The organism is Citricoccus sp. CH26A (assembly GCF_000224415.1).
GTDB lineage: Bacteria > Actinomycetota > Actinomycetes > Actinomycetales > Micrococcaceae > Citricoccus.
Genome location: NZ_AFXQ01000042.1, coordinates 1 through 10,938, shown reverse-complemented (window position 1 = coordinate 10,938; position 10,938 = coordinate 1). Strand labels below are relative to the sequence as shown.

9 protein-coding genes are annotated in these 10,938 nt (G+C 68.9%); 7 read left to right on the top strand and 2 right to left on the bottom strand.

Annotated elements, in window-relative coordinates:
- Window positions 1-162: 162 nt before the first annotated feature.
- Window positions 163-957, top strand: coding sequence for an IclR family transcriptional regulator (locus CITRI_RS0115320; RefSeq protein ID WP_010145816.1), 795 nt, complete (start codon window positions 163-165; stop codon window positions 955-957).
- Window positions 958-963: 6 nt separating this feature from the next.
- Here the strand turns inward: CITRI_RS0115320 and CITRI_RS0115315 are convergent, their stop codons facing one another.
- Complete coding sequence (locus CITRI_RS0115315) at window positions 964-1,233, bottom strand: TM2 domain-containing protein (protein ID WP_029139403.1); 270 nt, start codon at window positions 1,231-1,233, stop codon at window positions 964-966.
- Window positions 1,223-2,032 (bottom strand): cyclase family protein, encoded by an 810-nt coding sequence (locus CITRI_RS0115310; protein ID WP_010145814.1) that lies wholly within the window; start codon window positions 2,030-2,032, stop codon window positions 1,223-1,225. Before CITRI_RS0115310 ends, CITRI_RS0115315 begins: the two co-directional genes overlap by 11 nt.
- Window positions 2,033-2,081: 49 nt before the next feature.
- Between CITRI_RS0115310 and CITRI_RS0115305 the strand changes: the two genes are divergently transcribed.
- From CITRI_RS0115305 to CITRI_RS18620, 6 genes are all read left to right on the top strand, one after another.
- Window positions 2,082-3,788 carry a thiamine pyrophosphate-binding protein gene (locus CITRI_RS0115305; protein ID WP_010145813.1) on the top strand — a complete coding sequence of 569 codons (1,707 nt, stop codon included), beginning with the start codon at window positions 2,082-2,084 and terminating at the stop codon, window positions 3,786-3,788.
- Window positions 3,789-4,240: 452 nt separating this feature from the next.
- Window positions 4,241-4,486, top strand: a complete 246-nt coding sequence (gene nrdH, locus CITRI_RS0115300) for a glutaredoxin-like protein NrdH (protein ID WP_010145812.1) — start codon at window positions 4,241-4,243, stop codon at window positions 4,484-4,486.
- 17 nt (window positions 4,487-4,503) lie between these two features.
- Window positions 4,504-4,974: a class Ib ribonucleoside-diphosphate reductase assembly flavoprotein NrdI gene (gene nrdI, locus CITRI_RS0115295; RefSeq protein WP_010145811.1), complete on the top strand. Its 471-nt coding sequence runs from the start codon at window positions 4,504-4,506 to the stop codon at window positions 4,972-4,974.
- Window positions 4,971-7,139 (top strand): class 1b ribonucleoside-diphosphate reductase subunit alpha, encoded by a 2,169-nt coding sequence (gene nrdE / locus CITRI_RS0115290; protein WP_010145810.1) that lies wholly within the window; start codon window positions 4,971-4,973, stop codon window positions 7,137-7,139. Before nrdI ends, nrdE begins: the two co-directional genes overlap by 4 nt.
- 61 nt (window positions 7,140-7,200) lie before the next feature.
- On the top strand, window positions 7,201-8,175 hold the full coding sequence (gene nrdF, locus CITRI_RS0115285; protein ID WP_029139402.1) for a class 1b ribonucleoside-diphosphate reductase subunit beta: 975 nt from the start codon (window positions 7,201-7,203) through the stop codon (window positions 8,173-8,175).
- Between the two features lie 482 nt (window positions 8,176-8,657).
- On the top strand, window positions 8,658-10,938 hold a 2,281-nt coding region (locus tag CITRI_RS18620), incomplete at its 3' end, for an N-acetylmuramoyl-L-alanine amidase (protein WP_010145808.1).

Below are 10,938 nucleotides of genomic sequence, written 5' to 3'. Positions count from 1 at the left end.
AGCACGGCGATGGTCGCCTGGCGGCGCGTCAACGTGCCGGGGGTGCGAGGAGCGGTGGGAGACGTCCTTCCGCCCCGCGCGAGGCGTGAAGTGTCAGGAGTGGGCTGGATCATAGGTTCCACTGTGAGGTAGATGACGCTTCAAATGCCAGAATGATCTGCTGTGCAGAAGAATACGCCGCTGCGGCAGAAACCGAACTACCCCGTCGAGTCCGTCGACCACGCGCTGGCGCTGATGGAGATGGTGCGCGACTACGGCAGGGTGCGCCTGAGCGTGGCCGCTCGACTGCTCGGCGTCTCGGTGTCCACCGCCCACCGGCTCATGGCGATGCTGGTCTACCGGGGGTACGCGGTGCAGGACGCCTCCCGCCGTTACGTGCCGGGACCGGCCATGGGTTTGCCGCCGGCCGGGGTGTCCTGGACGGTCGAGGTCCGGCGGCGGGCCCACCCCCACCTCGAGGACCTGGCCCAGGCCACCGGTGAGACCACCAACCTGCTGGTGCTGGCGGGCACCGAGGCGAGGTTCATGGCCTCCGTCGAGGGGCACCGCCCGGTGCGGGTGGGGGACCGGCAGGGCGTCGTGCTGCCCGCGGCCGGGGTCTCCGCCGGCAAGGCGATGCTGGCCGCGATGGACCCGGCCGACGTCGAGCGGGCGTACCGGCGCCGGGCCGAACAGGACGGGACCGCCTTCGATGCGCGCGCCCACGCCAAGCTCGCCACCGAACTGGAGGCCGTGCGCCACCGCGGCTTCGCCTCGAACGACGAGGGCACGGAGGAGGGCATCTGCGCCGTGGGCATGGCCATCCGCGACGGGGCGGGCGCCGCCGTCGCCGGGCTGAGCGTGGCGGTGCCGCACCAGCGGTACCGCCACGCCCTCGAGACCGGACTGGTCGACGAGGCGAGGCGGGCGCGGGAGGCGATCGAGGCGGACCTCGCCGATTTCACCGTCGCGGGCTAGGTGCAGCTAGTCCGTCCAGTACTGCCCGTTGGCCGCGCGCACGTATCCGGGGATCCGGAACAGGTCGATCAGCACGAGCAGGAGCACCAGGGCGCCGAAGAGGAACCCGATGCCCCACGACGCACTCGCCAGCCCCACCACGGTGAGCACCGCGTAGGCGGCCCCGGGGCCGGGATGCCCCAGGTAGAAGCGGTGCGCACCGAGCAGCCCGAGCGCGACGCAGAGCACGTAGGCGACCCCGCGGCTCCGCGGGGCAGCCGGCGTCCTACGCCTCACGCGGGACCAGGGCCAGCACTCGGGAGGGGCTGCCGCTGCCGCCCACGATCGGCAGGGGCGCCACGACCACCACGGCCCCGCGGGCCGGCAACCGGGAGAGGTTCTGCAACGAGGTGATCCCGTACTTGTCCGAGCCCATGAGGTGATAGTGCACGGGGAAGGGCGGTTCGAGCGCGGCGGCGTTGCCGGCGTCGATCCCCACCGTCTCCACCCCGAAGCCGGCGATGTCCGTGCCCGCCAGCCATTCGGCACAGGCCGCGGAGAGCCCGGGGGTGTGGGATCCGGTCTCATCGGCGTTGAGGAACGCGGCCCGGTCCTGTGCGTACCGGTCCCAGCCGGTGCGGTACAGCACCCATCCGCCCGCGGGCAGGGGGCCGTGCTCGGCCTCCCAGGCCCGCACGTGCTCCACCTCGAGCAGGAAGTCGGGATCGGCGGCGGCCTCGGCGGAGAAGTCCAGCACCACGGCGGGGCCGATCAGCCGGGGCAGCGGGATGTCCGCCACGTCGTGGCTGTCCCGGCCGGAGATCCAGTGGATCGGGGCGTCGATGTGCGTGCCGATGTGCTCACCGGTGTGGATGTTGGCGTGCCGCCAGAACGGGCCGGGCTCGTCGTAGGCGCTGACGGTCTCCAGGGAGAAGTCGATGAGGTTCGCGAACGGCTCGGGCAGCTCCAGGGTGGGGGTGGTGCTGCTCAGCCGGTTCGTGAGGTCCACGATCTCCACCGACCCGGTGGCCAGGGCCGCGAGCAGCCCGTCGAGGGCGTCGGCAGGAGCGGGGGATCGGGGAGTGTCGGCGGTCATGAGGACATAACATCACGACGGGGGACCGGACCAGAGCAATGGAGGAAACATGACCCGAACCGTGGCGGACGTCGTCGGACAGGCACTGGCGGCCCTCGGGGCCGGGCACGTCTTCGGGGTGGTCGGCTCCGGCAACTTCGCGGTGACCAACGCCCTGCGCCGGTCCGGGGTGCCCTTCACCGCCGCCCGGCACGAGGGCGGTGCGGCCACCATGGCCGACGCCTACGGCCGGATGTCCGGACGCGTCGGGATCGTCTCCACCCACCAGGGCTGCGGCCTGACGAACGCGGTGACCGGGATCGGCGAGGCCGCCAAGTCCCGCACCCCGATGATCGTGCTGACCGCCGACGCCGCCGGTCCGGCCGTGCGCTCCAACTTCAGGATCGACCAGGACGAGCTCGCCCGCAGTGTCGGCGCGGTCCCCGAGCGGGTCCATTCCCCGGCCAGCGCCGTGGCGGACACGGTCCGTGCTTACCGCACGGCCGTGAACGAGAGGCGCACCGTGGTGCTGTCCCTGCCCACGGACGTCCAGTCCCAGCCGGCCCAGGGCGCGCCGGACGCCGGGCACGACGTCGGCCCGTTGCCTCCCCGTGTCCCCGTCCGGCCGGGTGCCGCCGCCGTCGAGGACCTGGCAGGGCTCATCCGCGCCGCCCAGCGCCCGGTCTTCATCGCGGGCCGGGGCGGCCGCGGGGCCGGACCGCAGATCTCGGCCCTCGCCGAGGCGACCGGCGCGCTGCTGGCGACCTCCGCCGTCGCGCACGGGCTGTTCGAGGGCAACCCCTACAACCTGGGGATCTCCGGGGGGTTCTCCTCCCCGTTCACGGCGGAGATGATCGCCGGGGCCGACCTGCTCATCGGTTGGGGCTGCGCGCTGAACATGTGGACGATGCGCCACGGACGGCTGATCGGGTCCGATGCGACGGTGGCCCAGGTGGACGTGGAGGACGCCTCACTGGGTGCGCACCGGCCGATCGACCTCGGGGTGCTGGGAGACTGCGCCGAGACCGCGGCCGCGGTGCTCGAGGCGCTGCGGGAGACCGGCGGTGGGATCGCGTCGATGGCCGGGGCCGGCCAGTCCGGCGGGGGCCACCAGTCGGCGGGCTACCGGACCCCCGGGATGGCCGACCGGATCGCCGCCGAGGCCCGCTGGGGCCAGGTCGAGACCGAGGACCTGTCCACGGGCGGACTGATCGACCCACGGGTGCTGTCCCGCGAGCTGGACGCGATCCTGCCCGCGGCGCGGCTGGTGTCCGTCGACTCCGGCAACTTCATGGGCTATCCGAGTGCGTACCTGGGGGTCCCGGACGAGTTCGGCTTCTGCTTCACCCAGGCCTTCCAGTCCATCGGCCTGGGACTGGCCACGGCGATCGGTGCGGCCGTGGCCCGGCCGGACCGGTTGCCGGTGCTGGGCACCGGGGACGGCGGGTTCCTGATGGCGATCGCCGAACTGGAGACCGCGGTGCGGCTGGCGCTGCCGATGGTGGTGATCGTCTACAACGACGCCGCCTACGGCGCCGAGGTGCACCATTTCGAGGGCGAACCCTTCGACTACGAGCCGGTGACGTTCCCGGTCACGGACATCGCCGCGATCGCCCGCGGCCACGGAGCCGAGGGCGTGACGGTCACGTGCGCGGCGGACCTGGACGCGGTGCGGGCCTGGGTGGCCGGGCCCCGGTCCGTCCCGCTGGTGATCGACGCCCGGATCGCCTCCGACGGCGGCGCCTGGTGGCTGGCGGAGGCGTTCACCGGGCACTAGGACGCCGGCGGCCGAGCGGGTAGGACGGCCCCCCTCGTGGGTGACACCACGGCGACACGCCGTGGTGGAGGGTGATCCGGACCCCTTTTCCGGGCCATCCGACTGTGCACAACGAGGGCGCGCACTGTCCACATCCTGTGGAGCAACGGCCCTCGGTCACCGCCGATCGGCGTGATTCCGCCGATCTGGGCGCGTGCCTCCACCGCAGGCTCATCCACACGGGCTGTGGACCGGCTGGGGAAACCAGGGACGCGGCCCCAAGCCATGATGTTGTGGTTGGTGCGATCGACGACCACTAGATGTAGTATCTAAGTCATGACTTCGGTGCAGCGCCCAGGCGGCCGCACCAGGCTCCACAGACATCCAGAATCACGCAGATTCGCAGAATTCCATCCATGTATGCCCGTCGCTCCGGCCCTGCCGGAGGCGGTCACCGAAGACAGGGGAACATCATGACCGTCACCGTCTACTCCAAGCCGGCATGCGTCCAGTGCAACGCCACCTACCGCGCCCTGGACAAGAAGGGCATCGCCTACGAGACCGTGGACATGTCCCAGGATGCCGATGCCCTGGAGCGCGTGCGCGCCCTCGGGTACATGCAGGCACCCGTCGTGATGACCGGTGACGACCACTGGTCCGGCTTCCGCCCGGACAAGATCGAGGAGCTGGCCTCCGCCCTCGCCTCCTCGGTGGCCTGAGGCCCGAAGGAGACACCATGACGAGCGCGGTCAGCGAGAGCAGGCCGGTGGGTACCGCGGATCCCCAGGACCCGCGTCCCACGGATGCCCGGCTGGTCTACTTCTCCTCCGCCTCCGGCTACACGCACCGCTTCGTGACCAAGCTGGGCTTCGGCGAGGGGGAGACCGCGCGGCTCCCGCTGATGACCCGGGACCCCACCCTGCTGGCCACCCGGCCCTTCGTGCTGGTCGTCCCCACCTACGGCGGGGGAGACGGCAAGGGGGCCGTGCCGAAGCAGGTCATCAAGTTCCTGAACGTCAAGGCGAACAGGGACCTCCTCCAGGGCGTGATCGCCGGGGGGAACACGAACTTCTACGAGGCGTACTGCCTCGCCGGGGACATCATCTCCCGCAAGTGCGGAGTCCCCCTGATGTACAGATTCGAACTCATGGGCACGCCGGAGGACGTCACGGCCGTGCGTGAAGGATTGGAAGGTTTTTGGGCATGACAGTCACCGAACAGGACATGATCAGGTCGGCCAAGCAGCTGCCGGCGGCCTGGCAGAACCTCGGCTACCACGAGCTGAACGCCATGCTGAACCTGTACGGCCCGGACGGGAAGATCCAGTTCGAGGCCGACCACGCCGCCGCGCGGCAGTACTTCCTGCAGCACGTCAACAACAACACGGTCTTCTTCCACGACCTGGACGAGAAGCTGGCCTACCTCGTGGACAACGACTACTACGAGCCCTCGACGCTGGACCAGTACTCCGCCGAGTTCAAGCACTCGCTGTGGGACCGCGCCTACAAGCTGAAGTTCCGCTTCCCCACCTTCCTGGGCGCCTTCAAGTTCTACACCTCGTACGCCCTGAAGACCTTCGACGGCAACCGCTACCTCGAGCGGTACGAGGACCGCGTGTGCATGGTCGCCCTGCACCTGGCCCAGGGCGAGGAGCAGCTCGCCACCGACCTGGTGGACGAGATGATCGGCGGCCGCTTCCAGCCGGCCACGCCCACCTTCCTCAACGCCGGCAAGGCCCAGCGCGGTGAGCTCGTCTCCTGCTTCCTGCTGCGCATCGAGGACAACATGGAGTCGATCGCCCGCGGCATCAACTCCTCCCTGCAGCTGTCCAAGCGCGGCGGTGGCGTGGCCCTGTCGCTGACGAACATCCGTGAGCACGGCGCGCCGATCAAGCAGATCGAGAACCAGTCCTCCGGCGTCATCCCCGTGATGAAGCTCCTGGAGGACTCCTTCTCCTACGCCAACCAGCTCGGTGCCCGCCAGGGTGCCGGTGCGGTCTACCTGCACGCCCACCACCCGGACATCTACCGGTTCCTCGACACCAAGCGGGAGAACGCGGACGAGAAGATCCGCATCAAGACCCTCTCCCTCGGCGTGGTCATCCCGGACATCACCTTCGAGCTGGCCAAGAAGAACGAGGACATGTACCTCTTCAGCCCGTACGACGTGCAGCGCGTCTACGGCCAGCCCTTCTCCGAGATCTCGGTGACGGAGAAGTACTACGAGATGGTCGACGACGCGCGGATCAAGAAGACCAAGATCAACGCGCGGGAGTTCTTCCAGACCCTGGCCGAGATCCAGTTCGAGTCCGGCTACCCCTACGTCGTGTTCGAGGACACGGTGAACCGCGCCAACCCCATCAAGGGGCGGATCACCATGTCCAACCTGTGCTCCGAGATCCTGCAGGTCTCCGAGGCCTCCGAGTTCAACGAGGACCTGTCCTACGCCCACGTCGGCAAGGACATCTCCTGCAACCTCGGCTCCATGAACATCGCCAAGACCATGGACTCCCCGGACTTCGGCAAGTCGATCGAGACCGCCATCCGGGCCCTGACGGCGGTGTCCACCATGTCCGAGATCGAGTCCGTGCCCTCCATCGTCAAGGGCAACGACTCCTCGCACGCCATCGGCCTGGGGCAGATGAACCTGCACGGTTACCTGGCCCGCGAGCGGGTCCACTACGGATCCGAGGAGGGCATCGACTTCACGAACATCTACTTCTACACGGTGCTCTTCCACGCCCTGCGCGCCTCCAACCGGATCTCCATCGAGACCGGCCAGCGCTTCGGCGGGTTCGAGGACTCGAAGTACGCCTCGGGCGAGTTCTTCGACAAGTACACCGACCGGGAGTGGGTGCCGGCCACCGGCAAGGTCGCCCAGCTGTTCGCGGAGTCCGAGGTGGCCATCCCCACCCAGGACGACTGGCGCGCGCTGAAGGCCTCCGTCATGGAGCACGGCATCTTCAACCAGAACCTGCAGGCCGTCCCGCCGACCGGTTCGATCTCCTACATCAACAACTCGACCTCCTCGATCCACCCGGTGGCCTCGAAGATCGAGATCCGCAAGGAGGGCAAGCTGGGCCGCGTGTACTACCCGGCGCCGTACCTGACGAACGAGAACCTCGAGTACTACGACGATGCCTACGAGATCGGCTACGAGAAGGTCATCGACACCTACGCCGCGGCCACCCAGCACGTGGACCAGGGCCTGTCCCTGACGCTGTTCTTCAAGGACACCGCCACCACCCGTGACCTGAACAAGGCGCAGATCTACGCCTGGCGCAAGGGCATCAAGACCATCTACTACATCCGGCTGCGCCAGCTCGCGCTGGAAGGCACCGAGGTGGAGGGCTGCGTCTCCTGCATGCTGTAGGGGCCGGGCGACCTCCGACCACCACCACCACCAACGCTTGAGTGAGGACGACACCACGATGATGGCTGATGCTGTCAAGACCCTCGAGACCGTCGAGGCGATCAACTGGAACCGCATCCAGGACGACAAGGACGTCGAGGTCTGGAACCGCCTGACCTCCAACTTCTGGCTGCCCGAGAAGGTGCCGCTGTCCAACGACATCCAGTCCTGGGCCACGCTGACCGAGGACGAGAAGGTCCTCACCATGCGGGTGTTCACCGGCCTGACCCTGCTGGACACCATCCAGGGCACCGTCGGCGCGGTCTCGCTCATCCCGGACTCGCTGACCACCCACGAGGAGGCGGTCTACACGAACATCGCGTTCATGGAGTCCGTCCACGCCAAGAGCTACTCCTCGATCTTCTCCACGCTGGCCAACACCAAGGAGATCGACGACGCGTTCCGCTGGTCGCAGGAGAACGCGAACCTGCAGAAGAAGGCCCGGATCATCCTGGACTACTACCACGGTGACGATCCGCTGAAGAAGAAGGTCGCCTCCACGATCCTGGAGTCGTTCCTGTTCTATTCCGGCTTCTACCTGCCGATGTACTGGTCCTCCCGGGCCAAGCTCACCAACACCGCGGACCTGATCCGGTTGATCATCCGGGATGAGGCGGTGCACGGTTACTACATCGGGTACAAGTACCAGCGCGGCCTGGAGACCCAGTCCGCAGAGCGCCAGCAGGAACTCAAGGACTACACCTTCGAGCTGTTGTTCGAACTGTACGAGAACGAGGTCCAGTACACCCACGACCTCTACGACTCCGTGGGCCTGGCCGAGGACGCCAAGAAGTTCCTGCATTACAACGCCAACAAGGCCCTGATGAACCTGGGTTACGAGGGCATGTTCCCGTCCAGCGTCACGGACGTGAACCCGGCCATCCTCTCGGCGCTGTCCCCGAACGCGGACGAGAACCACGACTTCTTCTCCGGGTCCGGCTCCTCCTACGTGATCGGCAAGGCCGAGAACACCGAGGACGAGGACTGGGACTTCTGATCACCGGGGCATCCCGCACTCACTGAGCCACGCCGGCGGAGGTGAGCACAGAAGGGGACCGGTCCGGGCATCGCCCGGGCCGGTCCCCTTCTGTGCTGCCGGCACGCGACCCGGCACGGCCCCTTCGGGGGCCATCGTCCCGGGGTTCGGCGGACCTCCGGACCAAAGGTCACGGGAAGATCACGGATAACGGTCCCAACGGGCAAAATGACCGCCATCCTCGGCCCGCGGTGGGGGTCGCGACCGTGCGGCGGGGCCACGGCACCCCCGGGCACCGGACGGACTCGCGGTCGGCATATGAGGCTGATCTGGACGGATTCGCTGCCTCAGAAACGCCCGCCCGGTACAAGAACACTGCATGAAGAGTGATGAATTTGTGACTGACAGGGGGTAATTGCAACTGTTGCTTGATACCCTGTGCGAGGCGCAGACGTTAACACGCGCCCCACTCGCATCATGCATCACTTCTGAGGGAATCCGTCATGGCACTTCGCCCTGTCCTGCGCACCTGCGCCGTCACCACCCTGGCAGCGGCGCTGACCGCCGCCACTGCCTTCCCGGCGATCGCCAGCCCGATCGTGCCGCCGTCCGCGCCGGACCCGGCCCGGAACGCCGTCGGCCAGCAGGTCGCCTCCGAGGTCAAGGGCGAGGAGCAGCAGACCCTCGCCGTCGACGGCATCGACCCCGAGGCACTGCAGCCCGCCGATCAGGACGCCATGCCCAGCGCCGATCCGTCGGCGAGGACGAGCGGCACGCCGGCCCCCGAGCCCAGCGCCGAGCCGACCGTCGGGCCCAGCGCGGGACCCAGTGTCGAGCCCAGTGTCGAGCCCAGCGTCGCCGCCGAGTCCGGGCAGCCCACCCCGCAGGCGGCGGGGACGCGGTCCGCGAGGGTCTCGCAGGCATCCGTGGTCTCCCTGGCCTCCGCGGTCAAGGCCGCGCCGGGGAAGGGACGGCCGACGGGGCAGGAACGGGATGTCGTCCCGGTCCCGGAGGGGATCGCCGCCAAGGCCACGGCCGAGACCGATGCCGAGACCGCTCCCGAGGCCCGGGAGCTGGCCGGCACCGCCCTGCCCGCCGAGGACACCGAGCAGGTCGCCGCGCTGACCGCCCCGGCCGAGACCATCGACTTCATCGTGGCCGGCGTGACCTGGGAGGTGCAGGACGCCGACGAGGTCACCGAGGTCTCCGTGCGCGTGCGCGAGGACGGCACCTGGACGGACTGGTCCAGCCTGGAGATCCACGACGGCGATGAGCGCCCCGGTGCGGACCGCACCGGCACCGAACCGCTGGTCTCCACCGGTGCCGACGCCGTCCAGGCCCGCGTCTCCACGGTCAGTGGCGAGGTCCCGAAGGGGCTGCAGGTCGACATCATCAACCCGGGCGTGGCCGACACCGACGGCAAGCTCAACCCGGCACCGGCCGGTGCGCCGGAGACCGGGGAGCCCACCGCGGACCACGCGTCCGCCACCGCGTCCTCCACCGCCGAGTTCGTCCCTGCGATGCACCAGCAGGACGGCCTGATCACCGGCACCGCCACGGGCCAGACGGTGGCCACCTCCGCCGACGTGCTGAAGCCCGCCATCGTCACGCGCGCCCAGTGGGGTGCCAACGAGTCCGTTGTCCAGGACTGGGGCCGACCGTCCACCCGGCTCAAGGCGCTGTACATCCACCACACCGCCGGCTCGAACAACTACACCAAGGCCGGCGCCTACGCCCAGATCCGTGGCATCTTCACCTACCACGCCGTCAACCTCCAGTGGGGTGACATCGGCTACCAGTTCCTCGTGGACAAGTTCGGCACCATCTACCAGGGCCGCCGCGGTTCCATCGACGCGCCGGTGCCGGGCGCCCAGGCGGGTGGTTTCAACACGGACACCATCGGCGTCTCCGCCATGGGCAACTACGACGTGGTGGCCGCCCCTGCCGCCATGGTGACGGCCATCGAGCGCGTGCTCGCCTGGCAGGCCTACCGCTATGACGTCGACCCGAAGGGAACGACCCGGCTCACCCAGAGCGGCAAGGGGACGGCCCGATGGTCCTCCGGCACCACGGTGACGGTCCCGACGATCCTGGGCCACAAGGTCACGAACTTCACGGCCTGCCCGGGCCGCTACCTGGACGCCCAGATCCCCACGATCCGGCGGAAGGTCGACGCCGCGGTGAAGGCCGCGGTGGACCAGCACGGCGACGTCCCCTCGACACCCCCACCGGGTGAGGTCCGCGCCGAGAAGCAGCAGTGGAGCCGGGGAAGGTTGTCCGTGTGGTGGACGCGCCCCGCCGGGGTGGTCGACCAGTATGAGGTCATGCGCCGCACGGCACCGGCAGGCACGAGTGACTACGGGGCGTGGACCACGGTCAAGTGGATCGACGCTTCGAAGTACACCTCCGGAATCTTCGACGTGGAGCCCGGGACCACCGCCCACTTCGCGGTGCGCGCCCACAATGCCGGCGGCACCTCCGAGCTGATCACCGTCGCCACCCACACCCACGTGTCCGTCCAGGCGCCGGGGAACGTGAGACCCAGCAAGCAGCAGTGGTCGAACGGCCAGTTATCGGTCTGGTGGACCCGTCCGGCGAGGGTGGATCGGTACGAGGTGATGCGCCGATCGGCTCCGGCGGGGACGTCGGACTACGGGGCGTGGACCACGGTGTCATGGCTGGACGCATCCAAGCAGACCTCCGGACGCTTCGCGGTCGACCAGGGCACCACGGCTCAGTTCGCGGTGCGGGCCCACAACGCCGGCGGCACCTCCGAGCTGATCA